Origin of the sequence: Occallatibacter gabretensis (assembly GCF_001449115.1) — a bacterium.
Taxonomy (GTDB): domain Bacteria; phylum Acidobacteriota; class Terriglobia; order Terriglobales; family Acidobacteriaceae; genus Telmatobacter; species Telmatobacter gabretensis.
Window position 1 is genome coordinate 128,554 of sequence record NZ_LAIJ01000009.1, and the last position, 24,175, is coordinate 152,728.

24 protein-coding genes and 1 tRNA gene are annotated in these 24,175 nt (G+C 58.3%); 10 read left to right on the top strand and 15 right to left on the bottom strand.

Going from position 1 to position 24,175, the window contains the following annotated elements; genetic code table 11:
- Positions 1–350: 350 nt before the first annotated feature.
- Together VO84_RS06965 and VO84_RS22440 are read right to left on the bottom strand one after the other, a co-directional pair.
- A complete protein-coding gene (locus VO84_RS06965; RefSeq protein WP_058186798.1) occupies positions 351–1,757 on the bottom strand; it encodes a sensor domain-containing phosphodiesterase in 1,407 nt (468 codons plus the stop codon).
- 300 nt (positions 1,758–2,057) lie between these two features.
- Positions 2,058–2,288 carry a hypothetical protein gene (locus VO84_RS22440; protein ID WP_157439771.1) on the bottom strand — a complete coding sequence of 77 codons (231 nt, stop codon included), beginning with the start codon at positions 2,286–2,288 and terminating at the stop codon, positions 2,058–2,060.
- A 288-nt stretch (positions 2,289–2,576) separates the two neighbouring features.
- Here VO84_RS22440 and VO84_RS22445 point away from each other — a divergent pair, with 288 nt between their 5' ends.
- On the top strand, positions 2,577–2,828 hold the full coding sequence (locus VO84_RS22445; RefSeq protein WP_157439772.1) for a hypothetical protein: 252 nt from the start codon (positions 2,577–2,579) through the stop codon (positions 2,826–2,828).
- A gap of 19 nt (positions 2,829–2,847) precedes the next feature.
- Here VO84_RS22445 and VO84_RS06970 read toward each other — a convergent pair whose 3' ends face one another.
- The 7 genes from VO84_RS06970 to VO84_RS06995 form a co-directional block, all read right to left on the bottom strand.
- The gene (locus VO84_RS06970; RefSeq protein WP_058186800.1) at positions 2,848–3,189 is read right to left on the bottom strand and encodes an RNA polymerase sigma factor; all 342 of its coding nucleotides are present in this window, start codon (positions 3,187–3,189) and stop codon (positions 2,848–2,850) included.
- Positions 3,171–3,365 (bottom strand): hypothetical protein, encoded by a 195-nt coding sequence (locus VO84_RS06975; protein WP_058186802.1) that lies wholly within the window; start codon positions 3,363–3,365, stop codon positions 3,171–3,173. Before VO84_RS06975 ends, VO84_RS06970 begins: the two co-directional genes overlap by 19 nt.
- Before the next feature lie 57 nt (positions 3,366–3,422).
- Positions 3,423–3,593 (bottom strand): hypothetical protein, encoded by a 171-nt coding sequence (locus VO84_RS22450; protein ID WP_157439773.1) that lies wholly within the window; start codon positions 3,591–3,593, stop codon positions 3,423–3,425.
- A 7-nt stretch (positions 3,594–3,600) separates the two neighbouring features.
- Positions 3,601–3,798: a hypothetical protein gene (locus tag VO84_RS22455; RefSeq protein ID WP_157439774.1), complete on the bottom strand. Its 198-nt coding sequence runs from the start codon at positions 3,796–3,798 to the stop codon at positions 3,601–3,603.
- Entirely contained in the window at positions 3,795–4,175 is a 381-nt protein-coding gene (locus VO84_RS06980) for a hypothetical protein (RefSeq protein WP_058186803.1), read from the bottom strand. The genes VO84_RS22455 and VO84_RS06980 overlap by 4 nt, the downstream gene beginning before the upstream one ends.
- Complete coding sequence (locus VO84_RS06985) at positions 4,172–4,927, bottom strand: tyrosine-type recombinase/integrase (RefSeq protein WP_058186805.1); 756 nt, start codon at positions 4,925–4,927, stop codon at positions 4,172–4,174. Before VO84_RS06985 ends, VO84_RS06980 begins: the two co-directional genes overlap by 4 nt.
- Before the next feature lie 333 nt (positions 4,928–5,260).
- Positions 5,261–7,402, bottom strand: coding sequence for a prolyl oligopeptidase family serine peptidase (locus tag VO84_RS06995; protein ID WP_058186808.1), 2,142 nt, complete (start codon positions 7,400–7,402; stop codon positions 5,261–5,263).
- 178 nt (positions 7,403–7,580) lie between these two features.
- Here VO84_RS06995 and VO84_RS23135 point away from each other — a divergent pair, with 178 nt between their 5' ends.
- Together VO84_RS23135 and murJ are read left to right on the top strand one after the other, a co-directional pair.
- Positions 7,581–7,712 (top strand): hypothetical protein, encoded by a 132-nt coding sequence (locus VO84_RS23135; protein ID WP_269431406.1) that lies wholly within the window; start codon positions 7,581–7,583, stop codon positions 7,710–7,712.
- A 151-nt stretch (positions 7,713–7,863) separates the two neighbouring features.
- Complete coding sequence (gene murJ / locus VO84_RS07000) at positions 7,864–9,519, top strand: murein biosynthesis integral membrane protein MurJ (RefSeq protein WP_157439775.1); 1,656 nt, start codon at positions 7,864–7,866, stop codon at positions 9,517–9,519.
- A 307-nt stretch (positions 9,520–9,826) separates the two neighbouring features.
- Here the strand turns inward: murJ and VO84_RS07005 are convergent, their stop codons facing one another.
- The gene (locus VO84_RS07005; RefSeq protein ID WP_058186812.1) at positions 9,827–10,318 is read right to left on the bottom strand and encodes a bactofilin family protein; all 492 of its coding nucleotides are present in this window, start codon (positions 10,316–10,318) and stop codon (positions 9,827–9,829) included.
- 206 nt (positions 10,319–10,524) lie between these two features.
- Positions 10,525–11,085: a hypothetical protein gene (locus tag VO84_RS07010; RefSeq protein WP_058186815.1), complete on the bottom strand. Its 561-nt coding sequence runs from the start codon at positions 11,083–11,085 to the stop codon at positions 10,525–10,527.
- A 210-nt stretch (positions 11,086–11,295) separates the two neighbouring features.
- Between VO84_RS07010 and VO84_RS07015 the strand changes: the two genes are divergently transcribed.
- Positions 11,296–13,947 carry a ribonuclease R family protein gene (locus VO84_RS07015; protein ID WP_058186817.1) on the top strand — a complete coding sequence of 884 codons (2,652 nt, stop codon included), beginning with the start codon at positions 11,296–11,298 and terminating at the stop codon, positions 13,945–13,947.
- 40 nt (positions 13,948–13,987) lie between these two features.
- Here the strand turns inward: VO84_RS07015 and VO84_RS07020 are convergent, their stop codons facing one another.
- The gene (locus tag VO84_RS07020) at positions 13,988–14,335 is read right to left on the bottom strand and encodes a DUF4870 domain-containing protein (protein WP_058186819.1); all 348 of its coding nucleotides are present in this window, start codon (positions 14,333–14,335) and stop codon (positions 13,988–13,990) included.
- 70 nt (positions 14,336–14,405) lie between these two features.
- The gene (locus tag VO84_RS07025; RefSeq protein ID WP_058186821.1) at positions 14,406–14,786 is read right to left on the bottom strand and encodes a DUF4870 domain-containing protein; all 381 of its coding nucleotides are present in this window, start codon (positions 14,784–14,786) and stop codon (positions 14,406–14,408) included.
- Positions 14,787–15,204: 418 nt separating this feature from the next.
- Here VO84_RS07025 and VO84_RS07030 point away from each other — a divergent pair, with 418 nt between their 5' ends.
- The 4 genes from VO84_RS07030 (at position 15,205) to VO84_RS07045 (ending at position 20,072) form a co-directional block, all read left to right on the top strand.
- Positions 15,205–15,477, top strand: a complete 273-nt coding sequence (locus VO84_RS07030; protein WP_058186823.1) for an oxidative damage protection protein — start codon at positions 15,205–15,207, stop codon at positions 15,475–15,477.
- Positions 15,478–15,625: 148 nt separating this feature from the next.
- Positions 15,626–15,702 (top strand) — tRNA-Pro (locus VO84_RS07035).
- A gap of 577 nt (positions 15,703–16,279) precedes the next feature.
- Positions 16,280–19,600: an ATP-binding protein gene (locus VO84_RS07040; RefSeq protein ID WP_157439776.1), complete on the top strand. Its 3,321-nt coding sequence runs from the start codon at positions 16,280–16,282 to the stop codon at positions 19,598–19,600.
- Between the two features lie 16 nt (positions 19,601–19,616).
- Entirely contained in the window at positions 19,617–20,072 is a 456-nt protein-coding gene (locus VO84_RS07045; RefSeq protein ID WP_082661800.1) for a response regulator, read from the top strand.
- 25 nt (positions 20,073–20,097) lie between these two features.
- Here the strand turns inward: VO84_RS07045 and VO84_RS07050 are convergent, their stop codons facing one another.
- Both VO84_RS07050 and VO84_RS07055 read right to left on the bottom strand, forming a co-directional pair.
- Complete coding sequence (locus VO84_RS07050) at positions 20,098–20,847, bottom strand: YqcI/YcgG family protein (protein WP_058186828.1); 750 nt, start codon at positions 20,845–20,847, stop codon at positions 20,098–20,100.
- Positions 20,844–21,818, bottom strand: coding sequence for a sterol desaturase family protein (locus tag VO84_RS07055; protein WP_058186830.1), 975 nt, complete (start codon positions 21,816–21,818; stop codon positions 20,844–20,846). The genes VO84_RS07050 and VO84_RS07055 overlap by 4 nt, the downstream gene beginning before the upstream one ends.
- A gap of 440 nt (positions 21,819–22,258) precedes the next feature.
- Here VO84_RS07055 and VO84_RS07060 point away from each other — a divergent pair, with 440 nt between their 5' ends.
- Positions 22,259–23,332, top strand: coding sequence for a sensor histidine kinase (locus VO84_RS07060; protein ID WP_197413935.1), 1,074 nt, complete (start codon positions 22,259–22,261; stop codon positions 23,330–23,332).
- The gene (locus tag VO84_RS07065; protein WP_058186834.1) at positions 23,333–24,106 is read left to right on the top strand and encodes a LytR/AlgR family response regulator transcription factor; all 774 of its coding nucleotides are present in this window, start codon (positions 23,333–23,335) and stop codon (positions 24,104–24,106) included.
- The last annotated feature ends 69 nt before the right edge of the window (positions 24,107–24,175 follow it).

Consider the following 24,175-nt stretch of genomic DNA (forward strand, 5'->3'; position numbering starts at 1 on the left):
AGGACGGAGTTTGTGTACTTGAGCGGGAAATTGTGTGTGGGTGGGGTGGGGGTGTGCCGGTTTGGGATTGGGTAGTGGGTGGTGCCGGATTGGGAAGGATCAGGGTGGTTGGTGGTTTGTTCTCAGCCTGACGGTGGGAGAACGAGCGGGAGTGCTGTCCCACCCATGGCGCAAAAACGCGCCATGAATGGGGCGCCCGAATTTTGTAGCGCGGATGGGAAAGGCAAAGGCAAGAACAACCGCAGGTCCTTCGACTCACCACCCCCGAGCTGAAATACGCTCGGGGCCCCGTTCGCTCAGGATGACACGCATTTTTTTATTTAGCGCTGTTTGATTGAACGGGTAGAAGGTTAGGCGACGCGGGGGGTGGTTTGTGGGAGAGGGAGGATGCGGTTGGGAGCGCGGAGGAGGCGGGAGATGTCGGCGGCGGGCATGGGGCGGGCGAAGTAGAAGCCCTGGCCGTGGCTGCAGCCCATCTGGCGGAGGATGGTGTATTGCTCCGCAGTTTCTATGCCTTCGGCGATGACGCCCATGTCGAGGGCGCGGGCTAGCTCGATGATGGTGCGGACGATGTGAAGGGCCTGATCGCCGTCCTGGAGACGTCCGACGAAGGAGCGATCGATCTTGAGGGTGTCGAAGGGGAAGGAGTGGAGGCTGGAGAGGGTGCTGTAGCCGGTGCCGAAGTCATCCATGGAGAGCGAGACGCCGAGGCCGCGTAGGCTGCGCAGGACCTCAGATGCGGCCTGAACATCGTGGATGAAGACGGACTCTGTCATTTCAAGGCCAAGCTGGCGGCCTGTGGCTCCGGCCTGGAGGAGAAGCGAATGGACGTGATCCTTGAGGCCGGCGCGGAGAAACTGGCGCGCGGAAAGGTTTACACAGACGCGGAGCGAACCGTTGTCCGGGCTGTCCTGGGTCCATGCCTGAATCTGCGAGCAGGCTTCGGCGAGGCCCCAGTCTCCGATGGAGTGGATGAGACCGCATTGCTCGGCGTGGGGGATGAAATCCATGGGCGGGACGAGGCCGCGCTCGGGATGTTGCCAGCGGATGAGAGCTTCAAGGCCGACGATGCGCAGGGTATCGATCTCGACCTCAGGCTGGTAGTAAAGTACGAATTCATTGCGTTCGAGGGCGTGGTGTAGATCTGAGGCGGAGGGCCAGAGCGGGTGCGGGGCGGAGCGTCCGCGGTGTTGCGAGCGGCGCAGGAGTGCGGGCTGGCTGGCGGCGTCCCTGAGGCGGAGACGGCGCAGCTCGACGTGGCTCGATACCATGGCGGCCATGTCTTCGAAGGTTTCGATTTCAGAGGGCGTGAGCGGGGCGCGGGGCGTGCCGTGGAGCAGCGTGAGGGTGCCGACGATGTGGCCGGCGAGACGGATGCCCGCGCTTGCGGCGAAGTGGAAGCCGCGCTTGCGCATTTGAATGGCCTGACTGCTCTGTTCCGCGGTGCAGTCGGGAATGACGATGATGCCGCCTTGGCTGTGAACGAGATCGAAGAGCGACATGCCGCGAGGGAGTTCATCCGGCCCGTGGCCGTAGTGCGATTTGACCCAGAGGCGGGTCTGGTCGGCAAAGCCGATGGTGACGGCGTCGACGTGGAAGAAGTCGGCGGCGAGACGCGTGATGGCGTCGTAGGCGGGCTCGGGCGGCGTGTCGAGAATGCCGGCCTCATGCAGAACGGCGACGCGGGCGATCTCTGTTCCGGTTGCCGCGGAGATCTGCTTTCTCTGCTCAAGTTTGGTGGCGCCTGCTTGCGTCATGGATGATCCTGCTGCTCCCCGCCTCCCCTTTCTTGCGAGGTCGAAGGCATATTTCTTCCAAGGTAGGAATTCTTGCGTGGTGAGTTTATCGGCCAGGAGCGGCGTTGCGTGAGATTACTCAGGGACATGTACCTGAGGTAACCAGGAGGGGAAATTGCGCCGATTAGTGTCCCGATTCGGTCCAGAGTCAAGCCCCTTTTTATTTTTTCAGTAACTACGCGGGTTCGCGCTGCTGTCCAAAGAATTATGGACAGCACACTGTGGACAGCCCGCCGCGCAGCGGCGGGCTGGTGCGCCGTGCTATGACGGCGTGTGGCACGGCCAATGTGCATTGATGGCCTGTAGCGTCAGGTCGTAGGCTGCGCGTTGCTCTTGTGCGGCCCACCCGTGAAGGCAGCCCGTGGAGCAGAGGTAAAGCTGTGTGCGACCGCCGACCGCGACCGGCAGACGCAGGAAGATGTGAAGGCTACCGACTGGCTGACCGCACCAGACGCAGGGACGAAGCGAGGCGAGAGAAACGCGTGTGCTCATAGATGGCATCCCTGCACCGCCAGTCAAGGGCGGAGCGCAGCGGAGTGGCGAAGCCACGCGAAGCGCCCTTGACCAGGTGCTACACGATTGATCGAGCACACGCGCGACCGAGCCGCGCCGCGCGGCAGCGCCGCAGGCGCAGCGGTGAGCGAAGCGAATGTCTTTTACAGTCGTTTACGGTTTCTGCAAGCGCAGCGCGCAGGGCTGCGGGCCGGTTTAATCGGCCCGCACTGAGCCGAAGGCGAAGCGCGCGGGGGACGCGGGTGCGCGACGGATGGAGCGCAGGGAGTGAGCAGCGAAGCGGTGCGCGAACGACCGGCCCGCGAAGGGCCGCGCGGCCCGGAGGGGACGCGAGCGAGCGCGGCGACGAAGGAGCATGGAGCGAGCCTGGCGCGTCGGAGTCGCGCCGGGCGAAACGAGCGCGCTACGCGAGCGGGTGAGTTAGACGCGCGCCCCTGTGCGGAGTGGGCCGCGCGTGAGCGTGGCCTGCGGAGCACACAAAAAGGCGCGCCGCCGAGTAAAGGTTTGGTGTATTTATAGGCTTTTCGGGCTCGTGTATCTATAGCGCGTTCTGGTGTTCTAGCAACGTCGCCAACGCAATCCGCGTGTCCATCAGCCAGCGCCGCATTGAGTTGGGCGACACCGAAATCATGGCCGCAAGTTCACACTCGCTGATGCCGTCACGGTGAGCCAACAGAAGCAACACCTGATTTTGCTCAGGCAGCTTTGAGAACGCGCGCTCAAAGTCGAGCACTCTCACCTGGCGCGCGTCGTAGCTGCGCTCATCGCGCCGCTGAAAGCCGCGATGCTGGTAGTTGTTCCCTCTGCCGGACACCAACTTTGCGCTGTCGTAGCACCAGCGCCGAATCGCTGCGATGACTTTCACTTCGATGATGGACACTCGACCTCCAAGCCTTGCTGCAATTGCTCGGTCCACAGATCGAGCAGAGTTTTGCGCTTAACTTCCGTGCTGGTGGGGTTGGCCAGCCAGTGCGCTGCCCCGGCTGCACTGGCTGGCTGCGCGGCAATGTCGGCATGAGCAACCGACGCCAGCGCATCTTCGGCTTTCGTTGTCATGGGCTGAGTGTGGCACAGGTTGTGGTGTCTTGCAAGAGATACCACAACCTGTGGTAGTCAGCGCGGCCTTTTCGGGTCCATGAGGATGAGTGGCCGGATGACCGTCTGGAGGCAGGACGCGCAGCAGAATGGGCCGAACTCCACATCCGGCACATGAGTGCGATGGCACACCGGGCAGCGGACCACCTTGACCTCTGGCTTTTTCTTCGGGCTTTTGACGATGGGCATCGCTCTCTCAATCTGCCGGGCAAAGCGCCAGGAGGCGCGAGGCGACGACGCGGACCTGGGAGTACATCTCGTACGTGGTTTCGGCGACGGCTGCGTCCCAGATGTCCTCTGCCGCGCGGCAAAGGGCATGGGAAAGCAGCGCCGCAGCGGGAGATTGCGGCACCAGTGCGCCCATGACTTGAGGGGTGGGGGGTGGGGTGGTCATTTTTTCGTTCCTTTCGTCTGGTGGAGGGTCATGGCAACCTGTGCCGCGTAAAGCAGTTGTGAACCGTCGCGCCCGTTGAAGACTTCCAGCGCGATGCCTTGCGCGACGGCGGCAATGTGCGCTTTTATGGCCGCGCGGGAGTCCATCTTGGGCAGCGCCAGCTTGTAGGCCACCTGTGCCATGCGTAGCGCCTCAGCTTGAGTCTTGCCCTTTTCGATTGCTACGCCGTGTGCGTGATCCCAGGCGTCTTTGCAGTGCCGCAAGGCCCGTTCGATGATTGGTGTGCGGTCCCGCTCGTTCAGGACCGCATGAAGCGTGTGGATGGTGTCTGCCTCAGTTCGTTCCACCAGTGCCGATGCGATGGCCGGTCGTCTCATGCGATTTTCCTTTCTGAGTTAAAGCGCACGGCCTCCAGCAGGCTGGCTTCTACTGGCTCCCGGTCGTGGTCAAGATAGTGAACGGTTGAGCGCAGCGATTTGTGCGCCAGTAGATTTCTCACTGCGTTCAGGTCACGTGTGCGCCTGTAGACGGCGACGGCGGCGGCGCGCCTGAAATCGTGATAGCGGAGGTCGCGTTCGATGCCGATCCGCTTGCGCCATCGACTGTGGTAACGCCGCACGGTGTCTGCCCCGACCACCTTGGCATTGCCATGTTCACTCCACAATTGCTTGACGAATGGCTCGTTGCTGTCCAAGTCGCACTCATCGAGGACTGCTGCAATGTCTTCGGGAATCGGGATGGTGATGGGCGTTCCGTACTTTGTGGTTGTCCTGATTTCGCGCAGCCGCGAATCGTAATGCTCCGGGCTCAGCTTGACCGCTGTTCCGCTTCGCAATGCCAGCACCGAGCAAAAATGCAGCATGAGCCTATAGCCGCGATTACGGCTCTTGTTGACACGGTTCCACTCATCCTCTGTGGCCACAATGTTCCGAGGCCTCACGTTCAAAAAGCGAGTGAAAACATCGCTGTGATCCACAGTCCCATGCACTTTGTGCAGCCACTTGAAGACGCGCTTAGCGGCAGAGACATACAGCGCCTTAGTGCCTTGGGTGTATGGTGCAGCCTCCAGCCTTGCGCAGAACTCCGCTATGTCTGCCGCCCGGACCTCACGCGGCTTTTGCCCGCCCATCTGCGCGATGATGCGATTGATGCTATTTTGCTCACATTTTTTGCCACTGTATGCGACGCGGAGGATGTGGCTAAGAGTGCCTTCCGCGTCTGATGAGGGCGGGCAATTTGCTTTTGCTCGACCTCATAGGCGTGGGCAGCTTTGGCTGATGTGAAGGCTTTGCGGTGACGCTTGCCCTTCTTGTCGCGCCAATCTGCGAAGAAGCAGTTGCGCTTGTCGTCATAGAACATGGTTCCCCGTTTACCATGTCCACCGCCCCGATGCTGGACAGCAGTGGACAGCAAGCCGGTTTTGATTTAGCCGCTCGTTATGCGGCTCCCGGTCTGCTGTCCTTTATCGGCCCGATTCGGTCCAGAGGAAGGTCATTTCGTCGGCGTGGTCCTGGACTGCCTGCTCGACGCTGATGCCGTCTGAGTGGCCGCCGGCGAGCGAGTAATGGAGCAAGACGGGCCGGCCGCTGGTGCTGGCGGATTGGACGAGCGGGGTCATTTTACGGGCGTGGAGCGGGTCGACGCGGGTGTCGGAGTCGCCTGTAAAGAACATGATGGCGGGGTATTTCGTGCCGGCCTTTACGTTTTGGTATGGAGAATACTCCAGGAGAAACGGGAACTGCTTTTCGTTTTCGGCAGAGCCGTATTCGGTGGTCCACTGCGGCCCCTGCTCGAACTTTTGATAGCGAAGCATGTCGAGGAGCGGGTAGCCGCACCAGACGGCAGCGAAGAGCTCGGGATGCTGCGTGAAGGATGCGCCCATGAGCAGGCCGCCGTTGGAGCGGCCGGTGATGGCGAAGTGCGCGGGCGAAGTGTACTTGTTGTCGATGAGGTATTGAGCGGCGGCGAACCAGTCGTCGAAGACGTTCTGCTTTTTCTCGAACATGCCCTGCTCGTGCCATTTTTCGCCGTACTCGCCGCCGCCGCGCATGTTGGGCAGCGCGAACCAGCCGCCCTGGCTCATCCACCAGGCCCATTCGGGGTTCCAGTGGGGAGTCATGGAGAGATTGAAGCCGCCGTAGCCGGACATGAGGAGGCGGATGGAGCCATCCTGCTTGATTCCCTTTTTGCCCGCGATGAATATGGGGATTTTGGTGCCGTCTTTTGAGGTGTAGAAGGCCTGCTTGAGGGTGTATTCGGCGGGGTTGAAGGGGATTTTAGGCTGCGCGAAGATGTCGTGCTTACCGGTAAGGGTGTCGAGGCGGTAGAGGGTGGGCGGCTGGATGAAGGACTCGAAGCTGAACCAGGCGTAACGCTGGCGGGGGCGGCCGGAGATGCCGGAGGCGGTGCCGATGCCGTCGAGTGAGACTTTTCCGGCTGGTTTGCCGGCGAGGGTGTAGGTGGTGATGTCGGATTGCACGTCGTGGAGGCGGCGGAGGTAGATTTTATTGCCGGCGATGGAGAAGTCGTCGGTGACATCGGTGGACTCGGGAATGATCTGCGTCCAAGAGTCGACGACGATACCGGGATCGGCTTTCATGAGGCGGTAGTTGGGGGCTTTGTAATCGGTGAGGACGTACCAGGCGTTTTCGGCGCGGATGGCGGAGAAGCGGGAATCGACGCCCCAGATGAGGGGTTCAAAGAAAGTGTCTGGTTTGCCAGAGGCAGGCTTGGTGAGGTCCTTGAAGACGATGTCGACGCGACGCGCGGGGACGCCGCGATTGACGGTGACGACGAGGTAATGCTGGTCGTCGGTGACGGAGGCGGAGAAGAGATCGATGGGGCCGAGCGGCTCGCCGCGGAACTCATGGCCGAAGAGAAGCTCGTCCCTGGTGGGGCGCTCGCCGAGTTTGTGTTCGTAAAGGAGGGTGCCGGTGCGCTTCTGGATGGTGTAGAAGAAGGCGGTGTTGTCGGGCGTGAAGGCGACGGAGCGGTAGAGGCCGGCGGGGAGCTCGTCTTCGAGGGTCTTGCCGGTTTTGACGTTGTAGACGTGGAGGGCGGTTTCGTCGGCTCCGCCCTGACGGAGACCGTAGATGAGCAAGGTTCCATCGTGCGAGACGGCGGAGAGCGAGACGGAGGTGTTGGGGTCGCGGGAGAGCTGGGCGGGGTCGATAAGGCGCTCGTCTCGTTGCGTAGAGACGGGGCCGGTGTATGTGCGGCGGATGTAGATGGAGGATTGCTCTTCTCCGGCGAGGCGTTTGGTGAAATACAGAGCGCCGTTGCGGTCGATGGGTGTGGACCAGCGGGCTACGTGCTCGAGGGCGTCTAGGTCATCGACGACTTCCGAGCGGATGTGGGCCTGCTTGAGATAGCGCTGGGTGTATGCGTTCTGCGCTTCGATGTAGGCGCGGGTGTCGGGGCTTTTTGCGTCTTCGAGCCAGCGGTAGTTGTCGACGATCTTTGTGCCGAAGTAGTTGTCGAAGACGGGATTGGATTGGGTGGCGGGCGGTGCGGGGAGGGTGATGTTGTCGCGGCCGTGGATGGCTTGCGCGGATGCGGGAATGAGCGTGCTGGCGAAAATGAGAGCGGCGGCGACTGGGCGCATGATGGGGTGCTCCGCGAGTTTTTTGATTGGGAACAGAATACAGAAAGACGGGGACTGAGGGGTTAGGAACTAAAAGCACGCGGGGGCTAAAGCCCGGTCGCTTTTCAGTCATTTTCGGCACGACTAAAGTCGCGCTCTGACACGACGCTATCAAGGATAGCGGGTTGCTATCCCACCCATGGCGGATGAAACTGCGCCATGGATGGGGCAGCCGGCTGTGGTGGTGGAGCTGACGAAAGGCAAAAGCAAGAACAACCGCAGGTCCTTCGACTCGTTTCGCGCGGAACGCGCGAAACTTCGCTCAGGATGACAAACCATATTTATCGCTCAGGATGACACGCTGGTGGGGGCGTGTGCCTATGTTCAGGATGACACGCCTTAATGGGTGGGAGGCTCCGTTCAGGATCACAAACTTTTGTGGGAGAACGGGTAAATGATGCGCGCGGATAAAATCTAGGTTAGTGATAGAGCAAGGTTCAACCGGAGAGATAGCGCGGCCTGCGGCGATGCCGATGTGGAAGCGGGTGCTGGGCGTGCTGCGGCCTTCGCGGGCGCATACGGCTTCGACGGCGACGCTTCTGCTGATGGTTTCGACGCTGGTGTCGAGCCTGATCGGGCTGGTGCGGACGCAGTACATTGCCCATAAATTCGGCAGCGGCATGGAGGCGGATGCCTTCAATGCGGCGTTTGTGCTGCCGGACATGATTATGTACTTCCTGGTGGGTGGCGCGGCTTCAGTGACGTTTGTAACGATGCTGACGCGCTACCGCGATTCCGCGCGCGAGGCTGAGGCTGAGCGATCGCTCTCTGTGATTCTGACGACGATGCTGCTGGTGCTGGGAGCGGCGATTGTGCTGGCCGAGGTGCTGGCTCCTTATTACGTGAAGTGGTGGTTCAGCGGCTTTAGCCCGGACAAGGTGGCGTTGTGTGTAAGCCTGACGCGGATTCTGCTGCCTGGGCCGTTGTTCTTTTTTTCGGGCGGATTGCTGGGCGCTGTGCTGCTGGTGCGAAAGCAGTTCACGATCCAGGCGATCACTCCGCTGATTTATAACCTGGGCACGATTTTTGGCGGCGTACTGCTGGTGCAAAAGATGGGAGTGTCCTCACTGGCGCTGGGCACGACGGCGGGCGCGTTTTTGGGGCCGTTTTTGCTGAACTGGATCTTTGCGCGGCGCGCCGGGACGCGCGTGAAGCCGATGTTGGACTGGAAGGATGAAGGGCTGCACGAGTGGGTGAAGCTTTCGCTGCCGCTGATTGTGGGCGTCTCGCTGGTGACGGCGGATAGCTGGATCATTACCCACTTTGCTTCGTCGACCGGTGGCGCGATTTCACTGATGAATTATGCGAAGCGGCTGTTTGCCGCACCAATGGCGATGCTGGCGCAGGCAGCGGGCGTAGCGACGATGCCGTTCTTTACGAGCCTGTGGTCCAAGGGCAAGCGATTTGAGTTTGCGACGGGTGTGGCGGACTCGGTTTCACGCGTGGTGTCGATGGGATTTCTGCTGGCATCCGGGTTGATTGCGCTGGCGATGCCACTGGTGGACCTGTTGTTCCGGGGCGGACGCTTTTCACGCAGCGATTCCGGATGGTTCGTGATGTACTTCTCGATCTTCTGCTTGTCGATGTTTCTCTGGTCAGCGCAGACGATTTATGCGCGCGCGTTTTATGCGGCGGGAAATACTTTTACGCCGATGGTAGCGGGAACGATTGTGACCCTTGTTTCGCTGCCGATTTATGCGGGCATGTATCACTGGATGGGCGCGACGGGGCTGGCGATTGCTTCCGACATTGGCATTACGCTGCAGACGGTGACGCTGGCTGTGCTGCTGCATCAGCGGCGGATGGTTTCACTGGCCGGGCTGGACTATGCGGAGATTGGGCGGTGCGTGCTGGCGGCATTGGCTGCGGGCGGCGCGGTGTGGCTGGTCTTCAGCGTGGGTATGCGCGTGTTGATGCATGCGCTGCATCGGGACGGGGGTGCGACGAGCCGGGTGGGCGATCTGCTGGTGCTGGTGGCGGGGAGTGCGCTTTGGATGGCTGTGGCGTGGCTGGTGCTGGAGCGGATGGGGTCGACGCTGCCGAGGGTGGTTTGGAAGAGGTTGGGGTTGGCGCGGTGAGTTGTTCGTGGTTAGTGGTTAGCCCGATGGTGGAGAGCTAGCGGGAGTGTTATCCCACCCTTGGCGCAAAAACAAAGACGCGCCAAGAATGGGGCACCCGAGTGTTGTGGTGGGTGGACGAAAGCAAGAGCAAAAGCAACCGCAGGTCCTTCGACTCGTTTCGCGCGGGACGTGCGAAACTTCGCTCAGGATGACACTTCTTTTATTGCTATTGGGGCATTGAATTGAAGACACACGAGCCCTGCCTGAGCAGGGCTCGGTGAACGAGCTGTAATGTAAACGCGGCGGTGAGCCGCGGGGACTGCGTTTAGACGGTGGCTTTGGCCGGCTCTGCTGCGGGAGCTGCCGCCTTACCCTGCGCGTCTGACTTGCGGATGTCGATGCCGCCCTTGAAGAAGGCTCCGTCTTCAATGCTGATACGTGCTGCCGAGACGTCGCCGGTTACGGCGCCTTCCGCGCGGATGTCGACGCGATCGGTGGCCGAGACATTGCCGCGGACCTTGCCGAGAACGACGACTTCACGAGCAGTAATGCTGGCTGCGACCTGCCCATTGCGGCCGACAGTGCAGCGGTTGCCGTTGAGCACGATGCTGCCCTCTACCTTGCCATCGATGGTCAGCGATTCCGTACCGGTGATTTCACCCTTGATGAACAGCCCCTTGGTAATGGTGGCCTGCTCACCGGAGACCGCGGCAGTGGCGCGCGCGGGCTCATGCGAAGCCACTGGCGGCGCTGGTGAGCGCGGGGCCTCGGGGGTGGGGGTGGCATTCGGGGTCTCGGGCTGGCTGGGTTTCCACATACGATTCAATGTAATTCCTTTCCAATAACTTCCAAAATAAGATGGCGACGGGGGAAAATCGTGCGAATCCGCGCGGCTGCTGCCATTCTACTCGGGTTGACGCGGTATGCGCCCGGGACGCTCGCGGAAAAATATTTGAAAAGGTGCTGAGCAAGATACTGCTGTGCACGTCGGTTTCGGAGTGGGAATAAGGATGGATTCTGGGTTCAGGCGGGCTGCGTGGGATGGGTTTTCACCAGCAGCAGCGCGGCTGTGAGCCAAAGGATGGCGGCCATGATGAGGCTGGCGCAGAGTGTGCGTGTTCCGGAATCAGGGATTAGAGAAGATGCGATCATGCCGAGCAGGGAGAGCGCTCCTGTCCAGTAGTAGAGCGGCACTTCAAAGAGGCGGGCCAGGGGCAGGAAATGCAGGCCGATGATGACGGCGGCGGCGATGGGAATCCAGTCGCCGAGGCCGAGATGGTTGAGGAGCCCCGCTGCGAGTCCGATCAACAGGCCTTCGGCTGTGAATATGATTCCGAACCACATGCCGGCACGTTTGCCTTTGGCTGCAGCGATGGGGTCGTCAATGCTGGGAATTTTTCTCCAGGAGATGAGGCGCTGGAGGCATAGCGTGATGAGTACGATAGCAACGACAATGCCGGCGGGGATGGACCAGATGGGATGCGCGTGCCAGAGAGCCAGGGCGAGAATGCACCAGACGGCTCCGAAGAGTGTGAGGATGGCTGCGCCTGCGATAACTCCGCGCGCGTGGGCGACGGTGGACATGGGCTCACCATACATGAGTTGTTGGGTGGAGGCGAATTTTGGTCGTGGGTCAGTTTGAACGCGGGGGCTAAAGCCCAATTCTTATTTCAGCTCTTTTCGGCACGACTAAAGTCGTGCCCTGACACAAAAGCAATTTGAGTTGAGACACTATCGGTGTTTTTTTGGAGTTGACTTGCGAGCCGAGAACGGCGGGGGCTGTAGGCTGGTGCTATGACGGATCGAGAACTGATTAGCCGCATTGCGCGGTCTGCGGGTGGCAAGGCTGGATACAAGCAGCTGGTACGCGAGCTGGGGTTGGGCGGCGGGCGCGAGCGGAGGCTGCTGCTGGAGCAGCTGGCGCGGATTACGGTGTGCGGCGAGCTGGTGAAGCTCGATCGCGAGCTATGGGGCGTGCCGGGGGCTGTTGCCGGCTCAGGCGGAAGCGGGTCAGGTGGGAACAGGCCTGTTGGGGGTCGCGACAACATGGCGGCGGGACGGCTGGATTTGCATCGCGATGGGTATGGGTTTGTGCGGCCAAACCCGAGGCAGCCCTCGGGAATTACGGACGATATTTTTATTCCGCCGGATGAGATCAATGGCGCGATGCAGGGCGACCAGGTGCTGGTGGATGTGGGTCCGCCACGTAACGATGGGCGACGGGTGGGGCGCATTACGCGTGTGCTAACGCGGCGCAATGCGACTGTGGTGGGGACGTTTCGGTATTCGAAGTCGGAACGGGTGCAGGGGAATCTTGTGATTCCGTTTGATGAGCGGATGACGCAGCCGATTTTGATTCCACCGGGTGCAGAGATTCCTAAAGCTGAGGAGAGTGTTGCTTCGCATCGCGTGCTGGGGAGTGAAGCGCGTGTAACGGATGCGCATGACGATCTAGATGGGCTGATTGTGGATGTGGAGATTACTAGTTGGCCTACTCCGACCAAGCCTGCTGTTGGCAGAGTCATTGAGGTCTTAGGCTCTCCCGACGATTTTGGCGTGGATGTGGAGATGATGATTCGAAAGCATCAGCTTCCGCGCGTGTTTCCTGAGAATGTACTGGCGGAGGCGCGGAGCGTGGCGCGGCTCGATCTGGAAGAAGTGGCGCAGAGACGCGATTTTCGCGGGCTGCCGATTGTGACAATTGATGGCGAGACGGCGCGCGACTTTGACGATGCGGTGCTGGTGCGTGAGCTGAAGAATGGCGGGTATGAGCTGCAGGTGCATATTGCCGATGTGGCGGAGTATGTGCGCGAGGGAAGCGATCTTGATCTAGAGGCAAGGCTGCGTGGGACGAGTGTCTACTTTCCGGATCGCGCGATACCAATGCTGCCGCAGGAGCTTTCGACCGACATATGCAGCTTGAGACCTGAAGAAGACAGGCTGGTGCTGAGCTGCGTGATGCAGCTTGACGCGAAGGGCAATCTTGAGAGCTACGAGATTGTTGAAGGTGTGATCTGCTCGGCGGCGCGGATGACGTATACGAAGGTACACATGATCCTCTCTGGCGATGAGGAGATGCGCGCGCAGTATCCGGAGATGACGGAAGATTTTGAGCTGATGCATCGGCTGGCGATGCTGATGAACAAGCGGCGCAGTGAGCGCGGGTCAATTGATTTCGATTTGCCGGAGCCTTTGATTGAGTTTGATGAACAAGGGCAGATGCGCGGCGTGACGAAGGCCGAGCGGACGTGGGCGAACCGGCTGATTGAAGAATTTATGCTAGCGGCGAATGAATGCGTAGCGACCTGGTTGGAGGATCTGGGCGTGCCTTCGCTATATCGGATTCATGAGCGGCCGGAGCCGCGGCGCGTTGTGGAGTTTGAAGAACAGGCGGCGAGCTTTGGTTATTCGCTTGGTCTGGGCGCGCTGCCGGTGAAGAAGATTCAGACACGCGGGGATCGCAGAGAGGCTGAGCGCAGCGGACGGAAGGCGCGAACGCATGAAGTGGCGGAAGAGATTGCGGTGACGCCGCGGATGTACCAGAAGCTGGCTGGGCGGATTGAGGGCAAGCCGGAGGAGCGGATTCTGAGCTACCTGATGCTGCGGTCATTGAAGCAGGCGAAGTACTCGGAAGCGAATGTGGGGCACTTTGCGCTGGCTGCGCCGAGCTACACGCACTTTACTTCGCCGATTCGGCGGTATCCGGATCTGATTGTGCATCGGATTACGAAGGCGCTGCTGCGGAGGGGTGTGAACGGCGAGGGTGAGATTGCGGCGGGGAGATTGGATTCGCCCTGGACGCATGTGAATGAGGGGCTGCCGGGGGGGATTGTGCTAGCCCACCCTAGCCGCAAAAACAAAGGCGCGGCGAGGATGGGGCACCCCATGCCTAGCGATTTGTTGGAGCCGGTGATTGCGGAGGACGAGCTGGCGCAGATTGGCGATGAAACGAGCTTGACGGAGCGGCGGGCGGCTGAGGCTGAGCGCGAGTTGGTGGAGTGGAAGAAGGTTCGGTTTATGCAGGACCGCGTGGGCGAGGAGTTTGCCGCGCTGGTGCTGAATCCGGCGAAGTATGGGCTGTTTGTGGAGTTGACGGACCTGTTTGTGGAAGGGCTGGTGCCGATTGATTCGCTGCGCGACGACCGCTACACGTGGCGCGAACATACGCACGAGATTGTGGGCGACCGGTGGGGACGGGTTTTTCGCGCGGGACAACGTGTGCAGGTGATTCTGGACAAGATTCTGGCGCAGGAGAGGAAGCTGCAGTTCTCGATTGTTGAGGAAGGGATTCCGCTGACGGGCGCGAAGCCGCGGAAGACTCCTGCCGCCACGAAGACCAGAAAAGGCCCAAAGAAGAAAAACAAGGATGGTACGCCGCGAGTGGCTCCAGCTGCGCCGAAGCGCAAGAAGCCCAAGCATACAAAGCGCAAAGGCAAGCGGCGCTGAAGGAATGCGTTCAGCGCCGAGCCTGAAATACGAAGCGCGATTAGGAGTTTGCCTGCTTCTCGGCGAAGTTGCCAATGACGGGGATCTTGTACATCACGCCCTTATAAGCGTTGATGATGGCGAGAAGCCAGAAGATGAAGAGCACGATCATGCCGAGGAAAAGGACGAGCCATCCAAGGATCGGAATGATTCCGATGACCCCGAGCACAAACATGCAGAGACACAGGAAGACGTTCTGCCAGGCATGGAACTTGATGAACGGGTTCCTGTTGTATGGCTCCATCACGAGGAAGATGATGGCCGGGATGATGGTGACGTAGGCGAGCGCGCCTGCGGAGTTGTCAGAGAGGCCTGAGGATGCGGGTACGGGAGTGGGAAAATCGGACACGGTAGCTCCTTTTAATTTTTGGCAAATGCTTTGAGGGCCACGCGGGGCCGGGAAATCTACGGGAGGGCCTTTAGCTGTTGGCCTGCTTTTCTGCGATGGCACCGATGACAGGAATCGAGAACTTCTTGCCGTTGAAGGCCTGGATGATAGCGATGATCCAGAGGATGAAGAAGCCTACACCGACCACAAAGCCAAGCAGCGAAATTAGCAATCCCAGGCCCAGGGTGCCCCTCAACACAATCGTGAGGATCACGTAAACGATGTCCCACGCAATGACCGCGCCGGTGAGCAGGATGGATTGCCAGGAGTGGAACTTGATGAACCGGTTCCTGTTATAGGGCTCCATCACCAGGAAGATGATGGCTGGGATAAACGTGAGGTAGGCGAGTCCTCCTGCGGAGTTATCCGAGAGGCCTGAGGAACTGGTTACGGGTTGAATCTGGTCTGTCATTGCGTTCTCCAAGAGAAGGTACACTTCATGCCGTGGGAGCGTGAATCCGGAGGGACGGCATTTCAATCTGATAGGAGCTGGTGCGGTAGAAATGCTCCGGTCCAGCGCGCATGTGTGCGCAATTCGCGAATGGATGGCATCCTGTCCGATTTCGGTACAGGCACCATCTTCGGATTGCCCAAAGATTGTGTCGATGGCATTGGAAACGTTACAGATGACAGAATGGAACGCCTAAAAATGGAAATCTTTGGACGCCCTCAGGAAACAGGGAAAAATGGGGGTTGTCAAGAATATTCTAGGGATGCACGGGAGTAACCATCGAGTTATAGCTGTACGCAATCCTTCGTACAGGAAGGATTCGCGGGAGTCGCTGCATGATGCTGCTCATCCCATACAATGGCTAAGGAGAGTTTGAACGATGGCGCACATGGTTTTTTGCGTTCGCAACAAGCGCGAGATGGAAGGGCTGGACGAGCCACCCTTCGACTCAGAATTTGGGCAGAAGATTTTCAAGAACGTTTCGAAGGCGGCATGGGGTGAGTGGGTGGAGCGGCAGAAGATGCTGCTCAACGAGTATCGTCTGCAGCCGTGGACGCCGCAGGCACAGCAATTCCTGGTGGAGCAGATGGAAGAATTCTTCTTTGGCGATGGCTCGGCGCTACCGCAGGAGTATGTTCCGCCAACGCAGTAAGGCGCCGTTGGCGCTTTTACGTGGAGAAATTTGCGACCAAAGCGTCGATGCAAGTTTTCAGGGTTTGTCTGCATATCGAATCGCTTTGCTGTTGTAAACTGATAAAGACCCTAAAGAGCCGGCTCGTCCTGGGCCGGCTTGATCGTGTCGGGACGTGGCTCAGCCTGGTAGAGCACTCGCTTGGGGTGCGAGGGGTCGGCAGTTCGAATCTGCCCGTCCCGACCATTTAGATCAGTAATTTCCATCCTCATCCATTCTTTCCGCTGCTGGAATTGTGGGGATTTGTGGGCCCCTGCGGGGATGCCTGCTGTTCCTCCATATCACCCGCTTTCCACGGGTGGTTTCACAGTCTTGTGGCGTGCCTTGCCCCGCATGTGCGCAGGTGTTCGACCATTCCATCCGTCAGGCGGCTGGTGAGATTCCTGGAATGGATACAGGAGCATCCGCTCCGAATTGGGGCGGCGAGGATGTTGGGCTGGAAAGTCCGGCATAAACCGTGATACAACGCTAGAAGTCGATTTGGTACTGCTCTCCGCACAGGGAGCATTTGCACCGGGGGCATGAACCAATCCCAAGTCGGTCCAACGCAAGGGCATCTCGAAAATTCTCCAAAATGGAAATAACCCAAATGTGGCCGTGAGTACCTGTGCTCGAGTCATCATTAGGGCGATCACAAATCAAGGTTTCGGAGCTTCTGGTGGAGATCGATGGGGCGATCGGCGACCTGCCGTTCATTGAGAGATCCAGTTCATTGACGAAAGCGGTAGAGCTTTTTTCCGGCGGAGGAGAGCTGGGAGCTCGAATGCGGCAGACGGACTGGGCGGCGACGCCGCTCGGGCCAGTCGATCAATGGCCGCAGAGCCTGAGGACGTGCGTCCGTATCATTCTGACGTCCCGTCAGCCCATGTTCATCTGGTGGGGCGATGACCTCATCAACCTTCATAACGATGCGTACAAGAGCATTCTTGGCGGGAAGCACCCAACTGCTTTGGGCCAGCCGGCCCGGCTGGTATGGCACGAAATCTGGGACCAGGTGGGACCGCGCGCTGAATTTGCGATGCGGACCAACGAAGGAACCTACGACGAATCCCTTCTTCTGATGATGGAACGAAATGGGTATCGCGAGGAGACCTATTACACCTTTTCCTACAGCCCGGTTCCAAACGACCAGGGCGGGACCGGCGGAATCATCTGCGCCAATACCGATGACACAGATCGCATCATCAGCCAGCGGCAGATTGCGGCTTTAAGGGATGTTGCTTTTCGGACGGCGGATGCGCGGAACTGGCGCGAGGTTTGCAAGCTTACGGCGGAAAGCCTCAGAACCAGCCGGGATGTGCGGTTCGGATTGATTTACATCTCTGCCGAGAACCAAAGTGATCTTGAGTTAGCCGGAACGGTGCGGGTAGCTGAAGAGGATGCGACTGTGCCGGGGGTGATCCGGCGCGAAGAAGCGAACCGCTGGCCGATTGCCGAGGTGATCCGAAGCAACGATATCCGCATCGTTTCTGACGCTCAATATCTCTTTCCTCAAACTGCGGAAAGCGATGAAGGCGAGTCCGTGGAATGCGCGGCGATCGTTCCCATTTCCCAAGTGGGAAATACGGCGCACAATGGCGTGCTGATCGTCGGCCTGAATCCATTTCGCCTTCCCGATGATAATTACAAGGGCTTTCTGAAGATGCTGGCGAGCCAGATCGGAGCGAGCATCGCTAATGCCGAAGCCTACGAGCAGGAACGGCGGCGCGCGGAGGCTCTCGCTGATCTCGATCGCGCCAAGACCATCTTCTTCAGCAATGTAAGTCACGAATTCCGGACCCCTCTGACCCTGATGCTTGCGCCGCTGGAGGATCTGCTGGCGCGCAGGTCAGAACTTGCGCCGGCCGATGTTGCGAATATCGAGACGACACATCGGAACGGGACGCGTTTGCTGAAGCTGGTAAACACGTTGCTCGATTTTTCGCGTATCGAGGCGGGTCGAATCAGCGCGCGTTATCGCCGGGTAAACCTGGGAGAATATACCGCCGAGTTGGCGAGCATCTTTCGTTCGGCCATGGAGAAGGCCGGGCTGCGCTACACGATCGAATGCAATCTCTCCGATGAGGCAGCCTATGTAGATCCAGCCATGTGGGAGAAGATCGTGCTCAACCTGATCTCGAACGCGTTCAAATTTACGCTTTCGGGAGAGGTGCGGGCGGCGCTGGAATATCGCGACGGGAGAGCGGAGTTCAGCGTTGCGGATTCGGGCGCAGGAATTTCTGAGCAAGAGCTGCCGCGAATCTTTGACCGGTTTCATCGCGTGGAAGGAGCTATCGGGCGAACCCACGAAGGAACCGGCATTGGCCTGGCGCTGGTAAGTGAACTGGCGCGACTGCATGGCGGCGAAGTGCGGGTGGAGAGCAAGCTGGGATCGGGATCGACTTTCACGGTTTCTATTCCGACCGGTCGCCAGCATCTGCCCGCTGACAAGATGGCCGGCGATGAAGATGAACTCGCACTCAGGGAAGGGTCGACTGCATTTGTTCAAGAGGCACTCCGCTGGCTGCCTGATGAGGTATCCGAGGTGGAGGCGGTTGGTGATCCGCTGGGAGCGCACGCGTGTCCGGTATTGCCTTCCGCGGATGATACGAGTGTAGCGAGACCACGAATACTGTTAGCCGATGATAATCGCGACATGCTGGAGTACCTGCAACGGCTTCTTTCGCGTCGCTTCGACGTAACAGCGGTTTCAGACGGCCAGCAAGCGCTTGAGGCAGTTCTGAAGCAGCCACCAGATCTGGTTTTGACCGACGTCATGATGCCGCGCCTGGATGGCTTTGGGCTTTTGCGCGCGCTGCGCTCTCATGCCGAAACAGCGGCAATCCCGATTGTGATGCTGTCTGCGCGGGCGGGCGAAGAGGCAGAAGCCGAAGGGCTGGAAGCTGGTGCGGACGACTACCTGGTGAAACCGTTCACCGCGCGAGAATTGTTGGCCCGGGTGCAAACCCATGTCAGTATGCACCAGCTGCGCACGGAACTAACGGCGCGCGAGCAGGAGCTTCGCCGCAAGGCAGAGGACGCTGAATATCGATACCGGAGCATGCTGGAGAGCATCTCAGAGGCATTCATCTTTGTCGACCGCGATTGGCGTATTTGCTATGCCAACTCCCAATACGCCGCGCTTATCGGGGTCGACATTCCACCGCTGCTGGGTAAGAATCTTTGGGAGGTTTTTCCTGAAGCAGTTGATACCGCTTTTGCGCAGATGTACCGTCTTGCCATGAGTCAGGGCACGGTGAAGCGGCTGGAAGACTACTATGCTCCGCTTGAAAAATGGTTCCAGGTCAACGCCTACCCATCGGCAGACGGACTCTCCATCTTCCTGATGGATGTGACGAATCGCAAGGAGAAGGAACAGAAGCTACTTTTGACCGAGAAGCTCGCAGCTACGGGCCGCCTGGCCGCGACAATCGCTCATGAGATCAATAATCCGCTGGAATCTGTGCTGAACCTCATTTATCTAGCCAGAATTTCGCGGGGGAGCATTGAAAAAATTCGCGACTACCTTGCTACCGCAGAGAAGGAAGTGGCGCGCGTGTCGCACATCGCGCGTCATACGCTCGGATTCTATCGAGATACTTCGCGGCCGGTGCTTATCAACTTGCCATCCCTGATCGACGAGGTTTTGTTAGTTTATGAAACCAGACTTCGGGCGTCTGCAATCGATGTGGTGAAGTCGCTTTCTGACATTCGTCCGATCGAAGCCCTCAAAGGAGAATTCCATCAGGTGTTCTCAAACCTCATTTCGAATTCCATTGATGCGATGCCATCAGGGGGCGCGATCTCTATCTCTGTTAGAGAGGTTGAGGAAGAGATCCATATCACTGTGGCCGACACTGGCAGGGGAATTCCGCAGGAACATCAGAGCAGAGCTGGCGAGCCTTTCTTCACAACCAAACAGGGCTCAGGGACTGGATTAGGGTTGTGGATCGTGAATCAATTCGTAAAGGGCTGGGGCGGCATGCTTCAGATTTCAAGCAACACCGACGAAGCTAACCACGGGACGAGCATTACTATCACCCTTCCCGCGACGTTCGTCTCTCCCTCACAAAAATCAAATCAATCTTCGCAACATTTGATGTGAAGACAAAGGGAATACGATGCTCGACAGATTTACCTATTATTTTGGCGACCAACCTCCACATATTCCGCTTGTGCAAGGTATTCGCCCGGGATCCGATGGCGATCACAGCAAGATTTCAGTGCTGGTTGTGGACGATGAGACACTTATTGCCGACACGCTTGCGGACATACTCTACGAACATGGATTCGAGGCGAGGAAGGCGAACAGTGCGGAGGAAGCGATTGAGATTGCTCTCCGGGTGCGGCCCGACATCGTATTGACCGATGTTCTTATGCCCAGAATGTCTGGAGTTGATCTTGGGATCCGCATTCGCCGGGAATTGCCCGGAACGCAAATTGTTTTGATCTCCGGCCAGGCATCCACGGCCGATCTTCTGCAGAAAGCTCAGGACGAAGGAAATATCTTTGAACTCCTTCCGAAGCCCATTCATCCCGAAGAATTGATCGCGCGGCTAAGAGGCCTGGTGAACTGATGTGCTTTGGAATCAGGTACTATGCCTACAAGTTCCGTGCATGAAACGGACAGTGGCCGGTTTCAGGTGAGTTATCGTCCGGCAATGCGTACTGCTTCCACTCGCGATTCGTTGCTTGACCATAGAAGCCAATGTCTGGGTGGACGGGTATTTCATCGTAGGCGAGCATGCGTTTGTGAATCCGCTGGCGGACTTCAGCTGCGATGGGGGCTGAGGTCGATGGATCGATAAACAGAATGCGCGGCTGAAAGATGATCACGATTCCGGGGCCAAGATTTCTGCTGCGCCGCTGAGTGTAAGTTGGCGATGTGCCGACGGCGAACATCTCGCAGCCTTCAAACGAAAATTCCCAAAGAGGGTCATCGGGGCTTCGACTGATGGCAGGCTGAGAATCGTGCTGGTGGAGAAACTGTAATGTTTGCCAGAAACGATCCACGAATGCGGAATGGCTGGTGAGGCTCTGGTCCGGCTGAAAGAATGCGACGAGGCTGCAGCGCGCGTACTCTGGCACCGCGAGCAAATGAACGAACTGGCGCATGCTTGTGACCATGTTGATGAGTGCGTCTTGCGGGATGAGGGTATAGATCATTTCTCCGCGTAACTCAGCGGTCTGACCAAAGAAACATGGATAGTTTGCAGCGTTGAGCTTTGCCTTGTAATGTTCATAGGCTCTGAGCTTCCAGTCTTCTTTGGAAGATGCGCCCAGGACTGCCTGATCAAGGACGCGGCTGGTCCACTCGGAAACTTTTGTGTCTGATACTGCTGCGCTAATCATGATGCCACCTTGGCAGTGTGAGTTTTCTTTGCACGACGAGCTAAGCGAACCATGCGACGAAAGCCTGCTGCCTGTTGCGCAGCCCATGAGCCGGTGACCATGGCAGGCTCTGCACCCGCGTCGCCGGTTTCGATGGTGCTGTCATTGAATTTTGCGGTTCCAAATATCTGGTCCCACCATGAGAGTGCTGTGCCGAAGTTGCAACTGCGGCGGCCAGCTGCTTTGAGGGCGTGATGCGTGCGATGGAACCGGGGCGAGATGAAGATGTGATCGCCGAGCCAACCGTAGCTGATGCGAGTATTGGAATGCGCCATGCTTGCGATCAGACGCAGACCGAGGATGAGAAACGGAAACTGGAAGGACGGAATTCCGATGGCAAGGCCCACGGCGATGAGCCAGAGGTAGGTAATGGTGTCCTCAAGGATATGAGAGCGCTCATCGGACCAGAAGGTGAGTTGATCTTCCGCATGATGCACGGAGTGGATGCCATACCACCATCCATATCTGTGCGATAGCCGATGCTTCCAGTAGTCTGCGCAATCGAGGATTGCGAAGTTTGCGAAGAAGACCAGGGCAGGCAGGGATGCAAGCCCTGGAATCAGTGTGGTGAGGGATGGCTGGGTGATTGCATGTGCGAAGAGAAATCCATCGAGCTGCTGGCTGAGCCAACTGAACTCGAAATATGCGACGAGCGGAAACAGAACGATGCGGACGACAAATGCGTAGGTAACATCGGCCGCAACGGGATTGCGTTCGGACCAACTTGTGAGCGGCCACAGATGCTCGATGGGTGTGCAGATGAGGATGCTGATGCAGAGTTCAAGAACTCCGCAGCCTGCGAAAAACAGCCACAACGCGAACGTATGGCTCTGCTGTTCCAGTCCGGATGTTGCGAGAAGTGACTGGATGAAATTGATGGCGCTGTCGATAATGACTGCACCCGACGGGCCGGCCTGAGATGCCAAACACATATGCCCCTCCGCGTTCCTGGCTTCCTTGTTCTTAAAAGAGACGAAGACGAGAAACCAGATGTTTGCAGGAAAGGGTGAATTTTATGCAGGGAAACAACGTATTTTTATCAGATCGATATGAAGGAAGGAATTTGAGATCTATCCATGAAAGTGTGCGGCGTGAGAAAGGTTGTTTAGACGTGCATTGGTTTGAAGCGGGAGCCTGACGCTAGCCTGTTCCCTGCGTAAAGTGCAGAATTCACTGCATAGTTCTTTGGCGGAATGCGATACGTGCTGCATTCTGGATAGAATTGAGATGAAGCGGCGCATTGGCTGGCGTGGCTCGCCTCAAATCTCTTCCATGTGCTGATTGTGCGCCGTCAGCAGGAAACGGAGGCACAATGCAAAGTCAAGAGACAGCAACTTCAATCGAGAGCATTCCGCGTTCGCAAACCAGGGGGATGGCAACGTCTGCAGGACGCGCAAGAACGGCACTCAGCGCGTTTGCGGTGATCTGGTGTGCGGCTGGAGCGCTGACTCTGATTACTGCGTATGAATGCAGCTCAATCTTTCATCCGTCTTCCCTTTACTATGCGGTGGTGCTCTGGGGTTGGTGGGGCTTTGTAGCCTGCGCCCTGTGGAAGATCGGCGAGCACAAACCGTTTCTTTCCGGATTTTCTGCGCGATCCATCCTGCTGCATGCGGGTGCTGCAGCCGTACTCGGCTATGCTCATCTGGTCGGCTTATGGAGCCTTGGGTTTATGGGACTGGGCTGGTACGCAGGCTTCGATAAATGGAAGGCCTTTCATGCGCTGCTCTGCATCAACCGCTTTGGGATTGAAGTGCTTGTGTATGGCTTCGTCTTCGGATTGATTGGCATTGTGCAATATCAGCTTCACGCGCAACGGGAACGAATCCGCTCCCTGGAGCTTGAGCGGCAACTCTCCGCTGCGCAACTGCGGGCTTTGCAGATGCAATTGGAGCCGCACTTCCTTTTCAACACTTTGAATGCAATTACTACGCTTGTGGAACTGGGCCGGCAAGAGGAAGCGGTGGAGATGCTGGCTCACCTCAACACGATTCTCAAGAGTACGCTGAAACGCACGACGCCGGAAAAGGTTCCGCTGTGGCAGGAGATGGAAATTGTTGAAAACTATCTTGCCATTGAGCAGGTGCGTTTTGCGGACCGCCTGCGCATTGAGATCAAGGTTGAGCCGAGCGCGCTCGATAGTCTGGTTCCCTGCTTTTTGCTTCAGCCTATTGTGGAGAATGCCATTCGCCACGGCATTGCGCATTGCGAAAGCGACGGCATTGTTGAAGCTTCCGCGCGCCGCGATGGAAACCTGTTGCGCCTGGAAGTGCGCAACAATGGTTTGCGCGGAGGTACGCCGTCCAGACCCGGTAATGGCATTGGTCTGAAAAACACGCGTGAGCGGTTGATACATTTTTATCGCGATGCGTTTGATATGCAGGCTGCTCCGCTTGATGCCGGCGGCTTTCAGGTTGCGATTGCTATTCCTTATGAGCGACGCTGAATGAAACTTAAAACGATAGTTGCCGATGACGAGCCGCTGGCCCGCGAGCGGCTGCGGTTTCTACTTTCCGCGGATGAGGATTTTGCGATTGCCGCCGAGTGCCGCACTGGGAAACAGGTTGTGGACGCGCTGAAGGCAGAGCGATTCGATGTGCTCTTTCTCGATATCCAGATGCCAGGCGGCGGCGGATTCGAGATCATCGAGCAAGTGGGTGCAGCAAACATGCCTGTCACAGTTTTTGTGACCGCACACAACCACTATGCCGTGCAGGCCTTCGAGGTCCATGCTCTTGATTACCTCACCAAGCCGGTAGAGCCGGAGCGGCTGAAAGCTACACTGGTGCGCGTGAAAGAACGCATGGCATTTGAAGCGGCGCGGTTGACGCAGGAGCAGATGCAGTTGGCGCTTCGAGCTCTTCGCGATGAAAACGAAGAACGTCGCGAATATCCAACACGGCTCGTTGTACCCAATGGCACGCGCGATGCTTTTGTGAACATAGATGAGATTGAATGGGTTGAAGCGGCAGACTACTATGCCTGCCTGCATGTTGGCGCGCGAAGCCTCATGCTGCGTGAGACTATCAAGCAGTTAGCCGAGACTCTCGATCCCAGAAAGTTTGTGCGTGTGCACCGCTCCGCCATTGTGAACATTGCGCATGTGCGCGAGATTTTGCGCGAAGGACGGAATGAAGGCTGGGTCTTTCTCTCGAACGGTCAGCGCGTGAAGATGAGCAAGGCTGGCTGGCAAAATCTGCTGAGCGTCAGCCGCTCCTGATCCGGCCTCATTTCCATTTACGAGCTTTGCGCGGCATTTTATCCTTTGCCGCACGCGCATAGCTTGCTC

Bases quoted from the DNA above. Each gene is read 5' to 3' on its own strand.
- VO84_RS06965 (WP_058186798.1), bottom strand. From the start codon at position 1,757: ATGACGCAAGCAGGCGCCACCAAACTTGAGCAGAGAAAGCAGATCTCC.
- VO84_RS22440 (WP_157439771.1), bottom strand. From the start codon at position 2,288: ATGAGCACACGCGTTTCTCTCGCCTCGCTTCGTCCCTGCGTCTGGTGC.
- VO84_RS06975 (WP_058186802.1), bottom strand. From the start codon at position 3,365: ATGACAACGAAAGCCGAAGATGCGCTGGCGTCGGTTGCTCATGCCGAC.
- VO84_RS22450 (WP_157439773.1), bottom strand. From the start codon at position 3,593: ATGCCCATCGTCAAAAGCCCGAAGAAAAAGCCAGAGGTCAAGGTGGTC.
- VO84_RS22455 (WP_157439774.1), bottom strand. From the start codon at position 3,798: ATGACCACCCCACCCCCCACCCCTCAAGTCATGGGCGCACTGGTGCCG.
- VO84_RS06980 (WP_058186803.1), bottom strand. From the start codon at position 4,175: ATGAGACGACCGGCCATCGCATCGGCACTGGTGGAACGAACTGAGGCA.
- VO84_RS06985 (WP_058186805.1), bottom strand. From the start codon at position 4,927: ATGGGCGGGCAAAAGCCGCGTGAGGTCCGGGCGGCAGACATAGCGGAG.
- VO84_RS06995 (WP_058186808.1), bottom strand. From the start codon at position 7,402: ATGCGCCCAGTCGCCGCCGCTCTCATTTTCGCCAGCACGCTCATTCCC.
- VO84_RS23135 (WP_269431406.1), top strand. From the start codon at position 7,581: ATGGCGGATGAAACTGCGCCATGGATGGGGCAGCCGGCTGTGGTGGTG.
- VO84_RS07005 (WP_058186812.1), bottom strand. From the start codon at position 10,318: ATGTGGAAACCCAGCCAGCCCGAGACCCCGAATGCCACCCCCACCCCC.
- VO84_RS07010 (WP_058186815.1), bottom strand. From the start codon at position 11,085: ATGTCCACCGTCGCCCACGCGCGCGGAGTTATCGCAGGCGCAGCCATC.
- VO84_RS07015 (WP_058186817.1), top strand. From the start codon at position 11,296: ATGACGGATCGAGAACTGATTAGCCGCATTGCGCGGTCTGCGGGTGGC.
- VO84_RS07025 (WP_058186821.1), bottom strand. From the start codon at position 14,786: ATGACAGACCAGATTCAACCCGTAACCAGTTCCTCAGGCCTCTCGGAT.
- VO84_RS07030 (WP_058186823.1), top strand. From the start codon at position 15,205: ATGGCGCACATGGTTTTTTGCGTTCGCAACAAGCGCGAGATGGAAGGG.
- VO84_RS07040 (WP_157439776.1), top strand. From the start codon at position 16,280: ATGCGGCAGACGGACTGGGCGGCGACGCCGCTCGGGCCAGTCGATCAA.
- VO84_RS07045 (WP_082661800.1), top strand. From the start codon at position 19,617: ATGCTCGACAGATTTACCTATTATTTTGGCGACCAACCTCCACATATT.
- VO84_RS07050 (WP_058186828.1), bottom strand. From the start codon at position 20,847: ATGATTAGCGCAGCAGTATCAGACACAAAAGTTTCCGAGTGGACCAGC.
- VO84_RS07055 (WP_058186830.1), bottom strand. From the start codon at position 21,818: ATGTGTTTGGCATCTCAGGCCGGCCCGTCGGGTGCAGTCATTATCGAC.
- VO84_RS07060 (WP_197413935.1), top strand. From the start codon at position 22,259: ATGGCAACGTCTGCAGGACGCGCAAGAACGGCACTCAGCGCGTTTGCG.
- VO84_RS07065 (WP_058186834.1), top strand. From the start codon at position 23,333: ATGAAACTTAAAACGATAGTTGCCGATGACGAGCCGCTGGCCCGCGAG.